The sequence below is a fragment of the Chryseobacterium sp. C39-AII1 genome, assembly GCF_039672645.1.
GTDB lineage: Bacteria > Bacteroidota > Bacteroidia > Flavobacteriales > Weeksellaceae > Chryseobacterium.
Window position 1 is genome coordinate 93,262 of the sequence record NZ_JBDFPQ010000013.1, and the last position, 16,974, is coordinate 110,235.

Sequence of the window (16,974 nt, forward strand, 5' to 3'; positions counted from 1 at the left end):
GGTATAATTTAAACATTGCTATCATTTGCTGAGCAAAGCGCCCTTGCGAACGAAAAATATTCACTGTGCTAAATGATTTTCTTAGCGATCTCAGCGTTAAAAAGAAAAATACAGAAGGCCTAACAGATGAAAATTTTACTTTAAAAAAGTACGTATCTTACTGTATCCTTTTTCCAGCTTTTAAATAAAATAGTATATTTGTAAAAACTATAAAGAAACAAATAAGAATGCTTGTAATAGGAATTGCAGGAGGTACAGGATCCGGCAAAACTACGGTTGTTGACAAGATACTTCAACAGCTTGATATCGAAGGAATGAATATCCTTTCTCAGGATAATTATTATCATGATAATCATAATCTTACGCTTACAGAAAGGGAAGCTTTAAATTATGATCACCCAAAATCCATCGATTTTGATTTGTTGATACAGCATGTAAAAGCGTTGAAAAACAACGAACCCATTGAACAGCCTATTTACAGCTTTGTAACCCATGGTAGAACAGGAGATCACGTTACTGTAGAGCCAAGAAATGTATTGGTGGTAGAAGGAATTTTGGTTCTTACCAACAAAGAATTGCTAAAGGAATTTGATTTAAAAGTATTCGTACATGCCGATTCAGATGAGAGGTTAATCCGAAGGATCAGGCGAGATACACAAGACAGGGGAAGAGATTTGGGTGAAGTTTTACACCGTTATCAAACCACGTTGAAGCCTATGCATCAGGAATTTATCGAACCTTCTAAAAACGAAGCCGATTTAATTATTCCCAACATGCGACAAAATTCCGTAGCGATTGATTTTTTAACAACTGTTATTAAAAATTCGTTGAGAAAACATTAAAATGAAAGAAAACAAACTTATTAAAGACATCCAGCCAAAGTCTGAGACTTTCAAAATTATTCAGAAATATGTTCTGAATAAGTATACTATTACTATTGGTATGTTTCTGGTCTGGATGATTTTCTTTGATAAAACTTCGTTTTTGGTAATCAATGAGCTGAATGGCGAGATTAACAAATACGAAGAACAACTTCAATATTATAAAACCGAATACGAAAAAAATGATACGTTTTATAAAAAATTGATGAACAATAAATCGGAAAAAGAAAAATACGCAAGAGAAAATTATTTCATGAAAAAGCCGGATGAAGAAATCTTTATTCTGGTAGTAGACAGTACGAAGGTGGCGAAAAAATAATTTGAAAGTGAAAAGTGAATAGTCAATTCGCTTCGCTTGTTAATTTTTTAAATGTAAATCATAAACGTAAAATGTCAATATGCGGTTAATTCAAAATTCACTTGTGAAACAAAATTGACGATTGACAATTCACATAATCCATATCCAATGTCAAATACAGCCTGGGAAAATCTAGTTAAAAAACAACTTAAAACTGATGATATTTATTCAGTTCTTTCAAAAGAAAATTTAGAAGGAATTGTAGTGAAACCTTTTTATGATTCGGTAGAAAAGCCTTTGGTAAATCTGCCAAAAATCGAAGAAAGCACGCATTTGGTATCAAGATATCACGAAAGTTTAGAAGAGGATGTATTTGCCTTTATTTTGGATCAGAATGTAGAAAATCTTGAACAGAAAACTATTTTCGTGAATAATTTTGATCTGGCGGGACACATCAGTCCGAAAGAGGAAGATCCGTATTTTTCCTTAATTGATGTTTTTGATGAAAAAGAAGCTACGATTAATGATCAGTTGGTGAAAGAATTATTGGCAAAACAATTTAGAAGAAACATTTGCGTAGATATTTCTCTTCATCAGAATGCCGGAGCAGCCATTTACCAACAATTAGGAATTGCTTTGGCGAAAACAAAAGAGCTGGTTGAAGTGTATGGTTCTGAAATTTTAAATAAATTAATTTTCAGAATTGCTGTCGGAGGAAATTATTTCTTCGAAATGGCGAAACTGAGAGCATTTAAAATGGTTTTCAATCAACTTTCAAAAGAATATAACTTAGACGAAATTCCATACATTTTTGCAGAAACGTCTTTACGAAATAAAGCGGTTGCCGATAATGAAAATAACCTGATTCGTTCAACTTTAGAATTGGCTTCTGCCATGATTGGCGGAGCTGATGCGATTTTCAGTAATAATTATTTAGTTGATAGATCAACAGATAATTCGGAAGAAATTTCTTTCAAACAGCAGATTGTTTTGGCTTATGAAAGTATCATTAATGTCTTTGAAGATGCTTCGAACGGAAGTTATTATGTGGAAGATATTACGCAGCAAATTGCAGAAAAATCTTGGAAATTGTTTGTTGAAATTGAAGAAAAGGGAGGTTACCTTGAACTTTTAAAGCAAGGAATTATCCAGAAGAAAATCTACGATCATGCTGTTGAAGAACAAAAATGGGTAGAAGAAGGCAAAATAAAGCTGATTGGGGTGAATTTATATCCAAAATTAAACGTTAAAAAGTCTGCGGAAGAATTATACAACGAAAAGGAAATTAAAGCGGTTCGTTGGGCAGAAATGTTTGAATAATTGTGATCATATTTGATGCCACGAATGCTCGAATATATTTATTAGATTTGTATTCAAGCACAAATGAATCTTATATGAGTATTATTTATAAGGAAGAATCCTATCAGATTATAGGAATTTGTATGGACATTCATAATTATCTTGGACACGGGTTTTCTGAAATTGTATATAAAGATGCTTTAGAAATAGAATTTCGAAAGGCTGGAATATTTTATGAAAGAGAAAAAGAGTATGAAGTAATTTATAAGGGAATTGTTCTTCCTCATAAATTTTATGCAGATTTCGTAATTAATGAAAAAATCATTTTAGAAATCAAAGGCAAAAGTCAAATTGTAGACGCCGATTTGGCGCAGGCAATTAATTACTTGAAAGTTTCTGATAATAAATTAGCATTGATTGTTAATTTTGGCGAATCAAAATTAAATTATAAAAGAGTCATTTTATAATTAACAACTATTAAAAAACAACTATTCGTGCATTCGTGGCATTCACACACTGAAATTCAAAAATACATCAATGCAAATTTAAACACAGATTTGCATTCATTATTGTTAAAAAAATCCCCCTTTCCTGAAGTTTCTATGCAAGAAATCGTTCAGCAGATTAAAGGAAAGCAGGTTGCACAAAAGAAATTTCCGTTTTTATTAAAAGAAGGAATTGTTTTCCCGCCACAATTAAGTTTAGAGCAATCTTCCTCCGAAAAAACAGCTTCGTACAAATCAGAACTTTTAAAAGGAAAGAAGTTCATTGATTTAACCAGCGGTTTTGGAATTGATGCCTATTATTTATCTAAAAATTTTAACGAAATTACTTTAGTTGAACAAAATCCTGAATTATTAGAAATTGTTGAACATAATTGGACAGTTTTAGAAAAGAAAGCAAGATTTATCAATCAAAAACTGGAAGATTTTCTGACTCAAAATGAAGAAACTTTTGATGTAATTTACCTCGATCCGGCGCGAAGAGATAATAATAAAAATAAAGTTTTCTTGCTGGAAGATTTGTCGCCGAATATTCTTGAAATTCAGGGAAAATTGTTGTCGATTTCAAATGAAGTCGTGATAAAACTCTCGCCTTTAATCGATTTAAAATACTTGGTATCCGTTTTACCAGGCATTTTCAGGATTGATATTATTGCGTTGAAAAACGACGTAAAGGAAGTGGTTGTCTTTCTATCAAAGGAAAATTCTGCTGAAATTACCTGCAATTGCGTGAATATTGAAAGTGAAGAATCTGTTTTTACCTTTAAGTTTGGAGAAGAAGAAAATGCCAAAGCAACATACGATGAACCTGAAAATTTGATCTATATCCCGAATAATTCAATACTAAAAGCCGGAGTTTTTAATTTAATTTCAGAAAGATTTGGATTGAAAAAGCTTCACCCCAACACTCATATTTACACTTCTCATGAAAAAATAAATGATTTTCCGGGAAGAATTTTAGAAGTTGAAGTTATTGATGCTAAACAGATTAAAAAGAAAAGTCAGTTTAATATTATTTCAAAAAATTATCCTTTAAAACCCGAAGAAATCAAGAAAAAGTATGGTTTAAAAGATGGTGGTGAAAATTACCTTATTTTTACACAATCCAAAAAAGGAAAAATAATCATAAAATCAGTATAAAAATGTTGCCGAAAAATGTAGGATTTCTTAATTTTGGGCAATCAAAAATTGAAATGGGAAATTGCCTGTGGTAAAGTTTAGCGAAACCGAAGCGATTCCGTAAAGACCTTTAAAAAATAAATTTTACATATGAAAAAATTAGTTCTATGTTTAGCCATCGCTACAGTTGCTGTTAGCTGCAAGAAAATTCAGGCGGGTGGAAATAAAAACATCATTAAGCTTGAAGAAGGCGCTGGAGCTGACAGATATTCTGAGGACGTACAAGGTGGCGGAGAAGGTCACGGTCATGAAGCTGCTGCTGCTCACAAAGAAGAGGCAACTGCAGAAAAACATGAGGCTGAGGCTCCAAAAGCAGACAGCGCAACGGCTGCAAAACCTGCTGAAGCAGAAGCTCCAAAAGCTGAACACTAATTATTAGTCAACAATATAAAGAATGTCTCGCAGATTTGTGGGACATTTTTTTTGAAGATTAATCCCGCTTTCCACTATATCTTTTTGGTTACGGCTCCGCTTCGCTCCGCCGCAACCAAAAAGGATGTCGTTCCAATCGGGGCTAGGGCGAAAGTCTGTTATTTTAAAGATAATCACCCCTATTCAAAACGTTAAAAATTCCCCTCCAATTGGAGGGGTGGCGAAAATTCAAAGAATTTTTGACGGGGTGGTTTTATCAAACCATTATCAATTATTTTTGGATGCATAAAACTACCCCGTCTTTTTGCTGCGCAAAAATCCACCCCTTCAGAGAAGGGGAATTTGGTAGTATTTATAATAATACGTGGCTAATCCGTGCATTATGAAATTAAGGAAAAGGCAAAAAGGTTAAAACATAACAAGCCTTCCATCCTCCAACTTCTAGCTTCCCTCCTCGTTACTCAAAACCTGAGGAAAATTATACGTTTTTGTTTGTTGCTGCGAGGCAAATTTTTTAAATTTATCAAAATAAAATTTTAAAATGCAAGAGACATTAAATTACATCAACGAAAACAAACAGCGTTTCGTGGATGAATTATTTGAGTTACTGAGAATTCCTTCTATTTCTGCAGATCCGGCGTATAAAGATGATGTATTGAAATGTGCAGACGTGGTGGCAGAACACCTTAAAAATGCAGGAGCAGATAATGTGGAAGTTTGCCAGACAAAGGGATATCCTATCGTTTTTGGAGAAAAAATTTTAAATAAAGACTTGCCGACGGTTTTGGTTTACGGACATTACGATGTTCAGCCAGCCGATCCTTTGGAATTATGGACAAGACCTCCTTTTGAACCTTATATCGAAAAAACAGAACTTCATCCTGATGGAGCAATCTTCGCAAGAGGTTCTGCGGATGATAAAGGACAGTTTTTCATGCATTTAAAAGCTTTTGAAGCGATGATGAAAACGAATGCGCTTCCTTGTAATGTTAAATTTATTTTAGAAGGCGAAGAAGAAGTTGGCTCAGTAAGTTTAGGCGATTTTGTAAATGAAAACAAAGAGAAATTAGCTTGCGACTGTATCCTAATTTCTGATACACATATCTACAGCAACGAGCAGCCGACGGTTACCACTGGTTTAAGAGGTTTGAGCTATGTAGAAGTTGAAATCGAAGGTCCAAACAGAGATTTGCACTCTGGGCTTTATGGAGGAGCGGTTCCAAACCCGATTCATGTGCTTTCAAGAATGATTGCAAAGTTAATCGATGAAGACGGACAAATCACTATTGATGGGTTCTACGATAATGTGGAAGATGTTTCAGACGAAGAAAGAGCTGAAATGAATAAATTGAAAGACAATCCTGAAGAGTTCAAAAAATCAATCGGGCTGAGCGGAGTTGAAGGCGAAGCAGGTTATACAACACTTGAAAGAACGTCTATCCGTCCGACTTTAGATTGCAACGGAATTTGGGGAGGTTACACAGGAGAAGGTGCTAAAACGGTGATTCCTTCTAAGGCTTATGCTAAAATTTCTATGCGTTTGGTTCCTTATCAGACTCCGGAAGAGATTACGGAAAAATTCACAAAATATTTCCACAAAATTGCTCCGGATAACGTAAAAGTAAAAGTTACGGCACACCACGGAGGAATGCCATATGTTTTACCAACAGATACGAAGGAATTCTTAGCAGCTAAAAAAGCAATGGAAGCATCGTTTGGAAAAGAAGTTCTTCCGTTCAGAGGAGGAGGAAGTATTCCTATTACCTCAATGTTTGAACAAGTTTTAGGTGCTAAATCTGTATTGATGGGCTTTGGTTTGGATTCAGATGCAATTCATTCTCCTAATGAACATTACGGATTATTTAATTTCTATAAAGGAATTGAAAGTATTCCGTTATTTTTTGAAAATTATGCTAAATAATAGCTGTTCATAAATCTATATCCCTGAGAATTTTCTTAGGGATTTTTTACCTTTCATAATATTTAATTAAATGGTTGAAAATAATTGTTAATTTATAATTATTTTAATCAATTCATGGTGAATTTGTTTTTTATCAGGTAAAAAATATTTTTGAAAATCTATTGCAATATATTATTCCGCAATAGAATGATGATAAACAAAATTTTTAATAAAAAAACAGTTCATTATGAAAAAAACTTTACTATTGGCTTCTGCAATTTTATTTGCGGCTAGCAATCTTAATGCGCAAACAACAATTTTTGAAGACAGTTTTGAAACGTACACCAATTTTGCAATTAGTGGAGTAGGAAGCTGGACACTTACAGATGTTGATTTGCAAGATACCTATGGTTTTTCCGCAATTGATTTTGAAAACAGTGGTGAACCAAAATCTTTTCAGGTATTTAACTCTACCGCTACAACACCCGCTATGACAAGCTCTGCTAGTTCGAATTGGACAGCAAAAACAGGTGCAAAAATGATGGTTTGCTTCGCATCTGATTCTTCTCCTTGGAATAACGACTGGATGATCTCTCCACAAATGCAATTATTGCAAACCGGAAATACGCTTACCTTTTGGGCCAAATCGTGTGACTCTACTTATGGAAATGAAAAATTTACAGTGTATGTTTCAACAACCAATACGAATGTAAGTAGTTTTACAGCAATAAGCGCAACTCCTGTATCTTCTCCTGCAGATGCACAATGGCATCAGTATACCTATAATTTAAATGCTTATGCAGGACAAAATATTTATATTGCTATACGATGTACTTCACAAGATCAGTTTGGTTTTGCTATTGATGATTTTAAAGTGGTGGGAAATTCTGTATTATCCACAAATGATATTTCCTCGAGAGAAAAATCAATTTCAGTATATCCAAATCCTACGACTGACTATTTAACAATTAATTCTGAAGAAAAAATTGATAAAGCTGAAGTATTTGATGCGAGTGGTAGAAAAATTAATGTAAACTTTACAGATAATAAAGCTGATGTAAGAAACTTACAAAAAGGTGCTTATATTATTAATATTGAAACGAAAGCAGGAAAAACATCTAGCAAATTCATCAAGAAATAATTAAAATAACCATATTAGTTTAATAAAACGCTCCAACTGGGGCGTTTTTTGTTTTTACAATATGCATTACAATATTTCAAAGCTAATTTAACATAATAAAAAAATAAAAATAGAAAAAGAGAGTGTTTTTTTGAGAATTATTGTAAATAAGAAGAAAAAAGAATTAAAATTTATTTTAAAGGTGTTTTTATTAAATAATATTTTATATTTTTAAAGGAATTATAAAAATGTTATAACTATGAAAAAGCTTTTACTCTCATGCCTCTTGGGGTTAGGATTAACCTTGAATGCTCAGTACTCTTATACAGGAAATTTCGAAAACCCTGGTTTTTCAACTACAATCTATAAGCAATTTGGTGGTGGTACCCAAGCTACAGCTGCTGCCTGCGCCGGAACTTATGGAGGGCAGCTTGCTATTAGTGCTACGTATGCTTCAACGGGGTATATGATTGATCTTAGTACAATAGGACAAACAGGAAATGGTCAAAAAATTGACGTGTCCGTAAGCTATAAAAAAGGAGCTACCGTTGCTGGAACCTTAAACTTAGCCTATTTTGAATATGTTGCCGCTACCGATGCATGGAATATCACAACTTTCGGAACACCAACTACCTTATCTTCTGCTGCTACAACATCTTGTACTCCATTGAGCGGAACTATTCCTGCAGGAGCTATTCAACCTAATAAAATTTACGGAATAGGGGTATGGTTTGTAAGAAGTACAACGGGTTCAGGAAATATTTTTGTTGATGATATTGTAATTAATCAGGAGAATGTAACCACAATTCCAGCATGTACTACTATTTCCAGCCCAGCTAATGGAGCTACAGTATCTGCGGGAAATGTAGCGTTATCTTGGTCTAGTGTTGCTACTGCTGTAAACTATAAATTGAAAATTGGGACAACTTCAGGAGGTTCAGATGTTGTAAATTCTACTGTTGCTGGAACGAGTACAAATGTGAGTTTAGCACCAAGTACAACTTACTATGCTAGCGTTACACCTTCAAACTCAAATGGGGATGCTGTTGGATGTTCAGAAATAAGTTTCTCAACAAACAGTACGATAGGATATTGCGGACCATTAACGGCTACTTCTACAGTATATCCTATTTCTTCGGTTACCTTGAATGGAACGACTAAAACTTCTTCAGCAGCAACAGGATCTCCTGCCTATGAGGATAATACAGGTACAATAATAAATGTTTCAGCAGGTGATACTTATCCAATTACCATTGCGGGAACAGGGCTTTCTCCAAATAGATTTGGCGCTACTGTATTTATAGATTGGAATAACGATGGAGATTTTAACGACAGTGGAGAATCTTATTTTACAACATCAGGAAGCTATATTGGTGCGGCTCTTAATTCAAATGTTTTAACCGGAAATATTGTGGTTCCGACAGGAGTTACCAATGGAAACAAGAGAATGAGAGTGAAGTATAATTTTAATTCATCAACTACAGCATTAGGAACTGCTTTATCTGACCCTTGTGGAAATTTAACCAATGGTCAGGCTGAAGACTATACATTGCTTGTAGGATCAGTTTTAGCGGTGAATGACGTAAAAGCTAAAACGTTAGAATTCGCTGTATATCCAAATCCTGCGAAAGATTTCCTATCAATAAAATCTGATGTCAAAATCAATAAAGTAGAAGTTTATGATGCGGGTGGAAGAAAAATAAATGTAAACTTTACAGACAATAAAATAGATGTAAGAAACTTAGAAAAAGGAGCTTATATTGTTAGCTTTGAAACAAAAAATGGAAAAGCATCTAATAAGTTCATTAAAGAATAAGTAAACTGACAAATGTTAGCTTAATAAAAACGCTCCAATTGGGGCGTTTTTGTTATTTTTAGGAACTTTAATATTTAAATTATGATAAAAAATAAAGTAACATATATAACAGGAGGAACAAAAGGTGTTGGTTTCGGAATTGCGAAAATTTTACTTGAAAATGGTGTTTCAGTAGCGTTTTCGGGAAGAAAACGAGATGATGTGGAAAAAGCCGAGCAAGATTTAAAACAATATTCAGAAAACGTTTTAGGAATTGTTTCAGACGTAAGAAGCCTTGAAAGTGAAGAGGAAGCTGTAAAATACATTACAGAGAAATTCGGAAGGTTAGATTTTGTCATCGCTAATGCAGGTTTAGGGATTTTCAAGCCAGTAGATCAGCTTTCTGCAGAAGAGTGGAATGACATGATCGAAACAAATTTAACTGGTGTTTTCTATACTTTAAAAGCTTCTGTGGAAGAACTAAAAAAGTCTGAAGGTTATTACATCACCATTTCAAGTTTGGCAGGCGCGAATTTCTTTGAAAACGGAACTGGTTATAATGCTTCAAAATTTGGTGTGGTGGGCTTTACACAAGCTGCTATGATTGATTTGAGAAAATATAACATCAAATCAACGGTAATTATGCCAGGTTCTGTGGCAACAAATTTCAACGGAAATATTCCTTCAGAAAAAGACGCATGGAAGATTCAGCCTGAAGATATGGGGAATTTGGTTTTGGATATTCTTAAGATGAATCCGAGGGTTTTGCCTAGCAAGATAGAGTTTAGAGCAACACAACCAAGCAAATAGAGACTTCTAATGCGCTGAATAATAAAATAATAAGTATTATGCATGCATAATATATTTTTTATTTATATTAGCAAAAATTAATTAAAACTAAAATCGCTTCCGAGATATTAAAAACAACGAAGCAAAACGAACAAATAAATAGTACACATGAAAATATTAGTTTGTATTAGTAGTGTTCCGGATACTACTTCCAAAATCAACTTTACAGCAGATAAGTCCGCATTCGACAAAAACGGAATCCAGTGGGTAATCAATCCTTTAGACGAATTTGCGCTAACAAAAGCTATCAAATTACAAGAGTCTCAAGGCGCTACTGTAACGGTAATCAACGTTGGTGATGCTGCTACAGAACCGGTAATCAGAAAAGCGTTGGCCATTGGTGCTAACGACGGAGTAAGAGTAAATCTTGATCCTAAAGATAGCTATTCTACAGCAAAAGAAATCGCTGCTGTTGCTCAAAACGGCGGTTATGATTTAATACTGTGTGGTAAAGAATCTATCGATTATAATGGTGGTTCTGTTCCGGGAATGGTTGCTCAGTTGTTGAATCAGCCTTTCGTAAACGCTTCTGTTGGTCTTGATGTAAACGGAAGTGAAGCTACTGCGGTAAGAGAAATTGAAGGCGGAAAAGAAACTATTTCTGTAAAATTACCTGCTGTAATCGCAGGTCAGAAAGGATTAGTAGACGAAAAAGATTTGATTATTCCAAACATGAGAGGGATTATGTCTGCAAGAACAAAACCTTTGCAGGTAGTAGAGCCTACTTCATCTGAAGTAAAAGTTCAGGGTGTTTCTTATGACAGTGTACCACCAAGAGCAGCAGTAAAATTGGTTTCTGCAGATAACTTGGACGAATTGGTAAGATTACTTCACGAAGAAGCGAAAGTAATTTAAGAGATCACAGGTATCAGATAAAAGGTAATAGTTTAATACGTACTTTTTAACCTAATCCCTAAAACTTAATCCCTACAACCTAAAAATTAAAAAAATGGCAGTATTCGTATACGCAGAAAATATAAACGGAGTTTACAAAAAAGCGGCTTTTGAGGCAGTTTCTTATGCTAAAGCAGTGGCAGATCAGGCTGGAGATACAGTAACAGCAATCACAGTAAACCCTACAGATTCTTCAGATTTATTGTACAAATATGGAGCATCTAATGTAATCAATATTAAAGACGAAGGTCTTAAGAATTTCTCGGCTAAAGCTTATGCCCAGGCTGTAAACGAGGTGGCAAACGGAAATATCATCGTTTTCCCTCACACAACAGATGCTTCTTCAGTAGCGCCAATGTTAGCAATAATGAACGAACATTCTTTAATTACAAACGTATTGGAGGCTCCTGAAAGTCTTTCTCCGTTCCAGGTGAAAAGAAAAGCATTCTCAGGAAAAGGTTTCATGCATGCAAAATCTGAAGGAGCAGCAGTTATTTTAACAGTTTCTCAAAATGCTTTCGGAGTTAAAGAAAATGCAGTTTCAGGTTCTGAAGAAGTAAAAAATCTTTCAGTTGCTAATGAAGATACTAAAGTGATTTCTCACGAGCAAAGTTCAGGAAAATTAGATTTGAAAGAAGCTGAAATCGTAGTTTCTGCAGGTAGAGGATTGAAAGGTCCTGAAAACTGGGGAATGATCGAAGATTTGGCAAACGTGTTAGGAGCAGCTACAGCTTGTTCTAAGCCGGTTTCAGATATCGGTTGGAGACCTCACAACGAGCACGTAGGGCAAACAGGTAAAGCAATTTCTCCAAATCTTTACATTGCGGTAGGTATTTCGGGAGCTATTCAGCATTTAGCTGGGGTTAACTCTTCTAAAACTATTGTGGTAATCAACAGTGATGCTGAAGCACCATTCTTCAAATCAGCAGATTACGGAGTGGTAGGAGATGCTTTCCAAATTATTCCTGCATTAACAGAGAAAATTAAAGCTCTTAAAGGATAAGATAAGTTAATTGTGAATCATCAATTCGCTGAGCTTGTCAATTTTAATTGAAAAAATTTACTTGTAAAGCAAAATTGATTTATAAAATAAATTCACAATTATCAATCGCACAATTCACATATAAAAGCCCTTTCCGGGCTTTTATTTTTGTTTAAAAAGTAAAAACTACTTTGAAAAATTAGTATATCTTTGTAGCTATGGATTATAAACAGCTAATCATTCGCGGAATATCGTACAGCCAGACCCAATCAGGGGCGTACGCATTATTATTGGAACATGAAGAGACACATATAAAATTACCTGTTGTTATAGGAAACTTCGAGGCACAATCCATTTCTCTTGGTCTGGAGAAAGACATTCATCCGCCGCGTCCGCTTACTCACGACTTATTCACAAAATTTATAGTTTCTGCCAATTTCGAATTGGTTTCAGTTATCATTTATCAGATTGTAGATGGCGTTTTCTTTTCGAATATCAACTTCAAAAATAAAGCGACAGACGAAGAATTAATTCTTGATGCAAGAACTTCTGATGCTGTCGCAATGGCGGTGAGATTTGATGCTCCTATTTTCACAACTCAACAAGTGCTGAACGAAGCAGGAATTCTTTTGGAATTGGAAGATGTGGCTAAAGAAGAGCAGTCATTTTCAGAAACAGTGCAGGCAGAAGATAGTTTAACTTCTATTTCTATGGAAGAGCTTCAGAAATTATTAGATGAAGCGGTGAAAGAAGAAGATTATGATACTGCTTTGGAAATTCAGGAAGAAATAAAAAGGAGAAAAAAGAAAATTGACTAAAAGAGATATTTTATACTAACTATGAATTTAAAACTACGACTTACCATCCTTAGTTTTCTTCAGTTTTTCGTTTGGGGAGCGTGGCTGATTACGATGGCTAATTTTTGGTTCGGTACAAAGCATTGGGACGGGGCTCAGTTTGGAGCCGTGTTCGGAACAATGGGAATTGCTTCTATCTTTATGCCGACCATTACTGGAATTATCGCCGACAGATGGGTGAATGCAGAGCGAATTTTTGCAGCTTTACACGTTCTTTACGGAATTGTCCTTTTTATTTTACCGAATTCTGGCGAGCCGGGTTCTTTCTTTACGGTAATGCTTATTGCAATGTGTTGCTATATGCCGACGATTGCGCTTTGTAACTCTATTTCTTACACGATTCTTAAAAACAGCAATCTGGATGTGGTGAAAGATTTCCCGCCGATTCGTGTTTGGGGAACCGTAGGATTTATCGTTGCGATGTGGATTACCAATCTTACAGGAAATAAAGCAACTGAAGGACAGTTTTATATTGCCGGAGCAGTAGCTGTTTGCTTAGGAATTTACGCTTTAACGTTGCCTAAATGTCCGCCACAGAAATTGATTGATAAAAGTGCGCCTTTATCGGAGCAATTAGGTTTAAATGCATTTAAACTATTCAAAGATTATAAAACGGCATTGTTCTTTTTATTCTCGATGCTTTTGGGAGCTGCATTACAGCTTACCAACGCTTACGGAGATGTATTTTTAAGTGAATTTGAACATTTTCCAAAATATGCAGATTCTTTCGTAGTACAAAGATCAACGATCATCATGTCGATTTCTCAGGTTTCTGAAACATTATTTATTTTGGCGATTCCTTTCTTCTTAAAGAAATTCGGAATCAAAAAAGTAATGTTGATGTCTATGTTAGCTTGGGTTTTAAGATTCGGTTTCTTCGCTTACGGAGTTCCTGATGGGTTTGGATTAAGCTTAATTATCCTTTCATGTATCGTCTACGGAATGGCTTTCGATTTCTTCAATATTTCGGGCTCGCTTTTCGTAGAAACTACTACTGACAAGAAAATTCGTTCTTCAGCACAGGGTTTATTTATGATGATGACCAATGGTTTTGGAGCTGTTTTCGGAAGTTATGCTGCGGGTTGGGCAATTGATAAATTCTTTACCCACAGATTTACGACGGTAAATGATTTGTCTACCTATTTAGAAACAACTCCTAATAATCCAACTTTCCTGGAAATTCTTAAAAATGGATTCAATTCTGCGGTAAACCCAGATGGAACTTTATCACAAATTGTTCAGGTAAAAGACTGGCAAAATATATGGCTGACTTTCGCTGCTTATGCATTGGTTTTAGCTATTTTATTTGCTGTATTATTCAGACACAAACATAATCCTGAAGAGGTTTCTGCTGTAAAGCATTAATTCAATTCAATGATTAATATTAAGTTGCATTTTCGAAAGAAAGTGCAATTTTTTTATTTCTAAAAAGCAAAGATTTTCTTGAAAAAGATTAATTAAGATGCAAAAATAGATTCCAAAAAAATATTTTTCTTATTGTTTTAATTTTTAAATAAATGAATAAAAACGGTATTTATTATTAAATCATTAAATTTATATTAAATATTTTAAAACAAATAGATGTCTAAATGTATTTGAATTGATTTTGAAACACAATGATTACAGCTGTATTTTTTTTTGTATTTTGGCACTTTAAGAAATATGAAAAATATTCAGTTATTAGGTTTAGTATTGGTGGTTGTAGGCAGTTTTCTGCCGCTGGTTCACGTTCCTATTATCGGGAATTGGAATTACTGGAAACTCGACCATTATCTAGCAATCGCATGTTGGATTCTTTCTGCATGTGCCTTATTCGGTATTGTGAATAATGGAAAAAATATCGTTCGCATTTTTGCTGCTTTATTAATCTTATTATTCATATTTACGTTGGCTGCCGTTAAAATGCAGTCGATGCAGTATTTTAGCTTTTTACCCTTCAAATCATGGCAGGAAACCTTTGCCGGTGTTGTAAAACTAAGATGGGGCTGGCTCGTTGAATTTTTAGGAGCTTTTATTATGCTTTTCGTTACAAATAAAAATAAATAAACAGACACAGATATGAACATTTTTAAAGTATTCGCAGTTGCGGCATTGATTTTAGGAACTACACAAATTAATGCTCAGAAAAAGAATAAAGAAAATACGCCTAAAAAAGAGGTGACACCACAGAAACCTTTAGATAATCCTGTGAAATGTAGCAATATCAAAGAAGGTACGTTTTTACGTATTAATTATCCTCAGAACCTTTGGTATATGACGATTAAAGATAATGTTCAGACAGAATATTACAACAATGGAAAAGATTATATAAAATCTACGATGGTTTTTGTAGACGATTGTAATTATAAGGTAATTGTATTAGAGAAAACTGAAAAGGAGAATCCTGTAAAAGTAGGAGATATTTATTCAAACAGAATATTTGCTACACAGGATAATTTTATAAGAATCGAAAGCGTATTGAACGGAGAAAAATACGATTTACCTTTAGAAAAGGTTGCAGAAATCAAAAAATAGAAAGAAAAATAAGCCCCAAAAGCTTACTACAAATAAAATTAAAATAGAATTATAAAAATGAAAGAAGTATTCATCGTTTCCGCAGTAAGAACTCCAATGGGAAGTTTCTTGGGAAGCTTATCAACCGTTCCGGCTACGAAGTTGGGTTCTGTTGCTGTAAAAGGAGCATTAGACAAAATTGGATTAGATCCTAAAAACGTTCAGGAAATCTATATGGGGAACGTTCTACAGGCGGGTGAAGGACAAGCTCCGGCTCGTCAGGTTGCTTTAGGAGCAGGACTTTCCATCGAAACTCCATCCACTACGGTAAATAAAGTTTGTGCTTCAGGAATGAAAGCGGTTACTATGGCGGCACAGGCGATTAAAGCTGGTGATGCAGAGGTAATTGTTGCTGGAGGTATGGAAAACATGTCTTCGGTTCCTCACTATTATAACGCGAGAAATGCGACTAAACTAGGCGATGTAAAAATGCAGGACGGAATGGTTTTAGACGGTCTTACAGACGTTTACAACAAAGTTCACATGGGAGTTTGTGCAGAAAAATGTGCTACAGATTATCATATCACAAGAGAAGATCAGGATAATTTTGCGATTGAATCTTACAAAAGATCAGCAAAAGCTTGGAGCGAAGGAAAATTCGCAGATGAGGTAGTGCCTGTGTCAATTCCTCAGAGAAAAGGAGATCCTATTATTTTCGCTGAAGATGAAGAATATAAAGCGGTAAACTTCGACAGATTACCAACATTACCAACTGTTTTCAAAAAAGAAGAGGGAACGGTAACTGCTGCAAACGCATCAACATTAAATGACGGAGCTTCTGCGTTGATTCTTGTTTCTAAAGAAAAAATGGAAGAATTAGGATTAAAGCCATTAGCAAAAATCGTTTCTTATGCCGATGCCGCTCAGGAGCCTGAAAACTTCACAACAGCACCTGCAAAAGCGTTGCCTATCGCGCTTAAAAAAGCAAACTTAGAATTGACAGACATCGATTTCTTCGAATTCAACGAAGCGTTTTCTGTGGTAGGTTTGGCAAATAACAAAATTTTAGAATTAGACGCTTCTAAAGTTAACGTGAACGGTGGAGCAGTTGCTCTTGGTCACCCGCTGGGAAGTTCAGGTTCAAGAATCATTGTTACTTTGATCAATGTATTGAAGCAAAACGGTGGAAAATATGGTGCAGCAGCAATCTGTAACGGCGGCGGCGGTGCATCTGCTATTGTTATTGAGAATATGTAATCGTTATTTCAAAATAATATATTAATCCGGAGGTTTTCACTTCCGGATTTTTTGTTTTACTTAAGATATAGTTAATTTTTTTTAGGAGCTTAATCCCGCTTTCCGCTATATCTTTTTCATTACGGCTTCCGCTTTGCTCCAGCCGCAACAAAAAAGGATGCCGCTGCAATGGTAAGTTTGCAAATAGAAAAAAATAGATATAGATTAGTTAAAAAAATTAACCTAAAGGAAAAGCAGCAGGATAAAGAAAGACGTTTCGTTGATACCAAGATATCGCCCCTGATTTTATTCCCCT

The 16,974-nt window shown here is 34.8% G+C and carries 17 protein-coding genes; all 17 read left to right on the forward strand.

Translation table 11 applies throughout. The features are described 5' to 3' along the window. Positions 1–227: 227 nt before the first annotated feature. The gene (gene udk, locus ABEG63_RS17340) at positions 228–842 is read left to right on the forward strand and encodes a uridine kinase (RefSeq protein WP_267402912.1); all 615 of its coding nucleotides are present in this window, start codon (positions 228–230) and stop codon (positions 840–842) included. A 1-nt stretch (position 843) separates the two neighbouring features. Further along, complete coding sequence (locus ABEG63_RS17345; protein ID WP_267402913.1) at positions 844–1,200, forward strand: septum formation initiator family protein; 357 nt, start codon at positions 844–846, stop codon at positions 1,198–1,200. A gap of 147 nt (positions 1,201–1,347) precedes the next feature. Further along, positions 1,348–2,499 (forward strand): methylmalonyl-CoA mutase family protein, encoded by a 1,152-nt coding sequence (locus tag ABEG63_RS17350; protein ID WP_346586481.1) that lies wholly within the window; start codon positions 1,348–1,350, stop codon positions 2,497–2,499. A 74-nt stretch (positions 2,500–2,573) separates the two neighbouring features. Next, positions 2,574–2,945: a GxxExxY protein gene (locus ABEG63_RS17355; RefSeq protein WP_346586482.1), complete on the forward strand. Its 372-nt coding sequence runs from the start codon at positions 2,574–2,576 to the stop codon at positions 2,943–2,945. A 135-nt stretch (positions 2,946–3,080) separates the two neighbouring features. Next, entirely contained in the window at positions 3,081–4,121 is a 1,041-nt protein-coding gene (locus ABEG63_RS17360; RefSeq protein WP_346586484.1) for a class I SAM-dependent methyltransferase, read from the forward strand. Between the two features lie 129 nt (positions 4,122–4,250). Further along, positions 4,251–4,532 (forward strand): hypothetical protein, encoded by a 282-nt coding sequence (locus tag ABEG63_RS17365; protein ID WP_312399387.1) that lies wholly within the window; start codon positions 4,251–4,253, stop codon positions 4,530–4,532. A gap of 541 nt (positions 4,533–5,073) precedes the next feature. Beyond that, a complete protein-coding gene (locus tag ABEG63_RS17370; protein ID WP_312399385.1) occupies positions 5,074–6,453 on the forward strand; it encodes a dipeptidase in 1,380 nt (459 codons plus the stop codon). A 226-nt stretch (positions 6,454–6,679) separates the two neighbouring features. Continuing rightward, positions 6,680–7,573 carry a choice-of-anchor J domain-containing protein gene (locus ABEG63_RS17375; RefSeq protein WP_346586486.1) on the forward strand — a complete coding sequence of 298 codons (894 nt, stop codon included), beginning with the start codon at positions 6,680–6,682 and terminating at the stop codon, positions 7,571–7,573. Between the two features lie 238 nt (positions 7,574–7,811). Then, the gene (locus ABEG63_RS17380) at positions 7,812–9,368 is read left to right on the forward strand and encodes a GEVED domain-containing protein (protein ID WP_346586488.1); all 1,557 of its coding nucleotides are present in this window, start codon (positions 7,812–7,814) and stop codon (positions 9,366–9,368) included. Between the two features lie 81 nt (positions 9,369–9,449). Continuing rightward, positions 9,450–10,157, forward strand: a complete 708-nt coding sequence (locus ABEG63_RS17385; RefSeq protein ID WP_346586490.1) for an SDR family oxidoreductase — start codon at positions 9,450–9,452, stop codon at positions 10,155–10,157. Between the two features lie 147 nt (positions 10,158–10,304). Next, positions 10,305–11,051, forward strand: a complete 747-nt coding sequence (locus ABEG63_RS17390; protein ID WP_267402921.1) for an electron transfer flavoprotein subunit beta/FixA family protein — start codon at positions 10,305–10,307, stop codon at positions 11,049–11,051. A 94-nt stretch (positions 11,052–11,145) separates the two neighbouring features. Beyond that, positions 11,146–12,093 carry an electron transfer flavoprotein subunit alpha/FixB family protein gene (locus ABEG63_RS17395; RefSeq protein ID WP_346586492.1) on the forward strand — a complete coding sequence of 316 codons (948 nt, stop codon included), beginning with the start codon at positions 11,146–11,148 and terminating at the stop codon, positions 12,091–12,093. 197 nt (positions 12,094–12,290) lie between these two features. After that, entirely contained in the window at positions 12,291–12,890 is a 600-nt protein-coding gene (locus ABEG63_RS17400) for a bifunctional nuclease family protein (protein WP_267402923.1), read from the forward strand. Positions 12,891–12,911: 21 nt separating this feature from the next. Next, positions 12,912–14,294: a nucleoside permease gene (locus ABEG63_RS17405; protein WP_346586494.1), complete on the forward strand. Its 1,383-nt coding sequence runs from the start codon at positions 12,912–12,914 to the stop codon at positions 14,292–14,294. A 297-nt stretch (positions 14,295–14,591) separates the two neighbouring features. Continuing rightward, positions 14,592–14,975 (forward strand): hypothetical protein, encoded by a 384-nt coding sequence (locus ABEG63_RS17410; RefSeq protein ID WP_312399365.1) that lies wholly within the window; start codon positions 14,592–14,594, stop codon positions 14,973–14,975. Positions 14,976–14,987: 12 nt separating this feature from the next. Further along, entirely contained in the window at positions 14,988–15,443 is a 456-nt protein-coding gene (locus ABEG63_RS17415; RefSeq protein ID WP_346586495.1) for a hypothetical protein, read from the forward strand. Positions 15,444–15,500: 57 nt separating this feature from the next. Then, on the forward strand, positions 15,501–16,679 hold the full coding sequence (locus tag ABEG63_RS17420; protein ID WP_346586497.1) for an acetyl-CoA C-acyltransferase: 1,179 nt from the start codon (positions 15,501–15,503) through the stop codon (positions 16,677–16,679). Positions 16,680–16,974 lie beyond the last annotated feature (295 nt).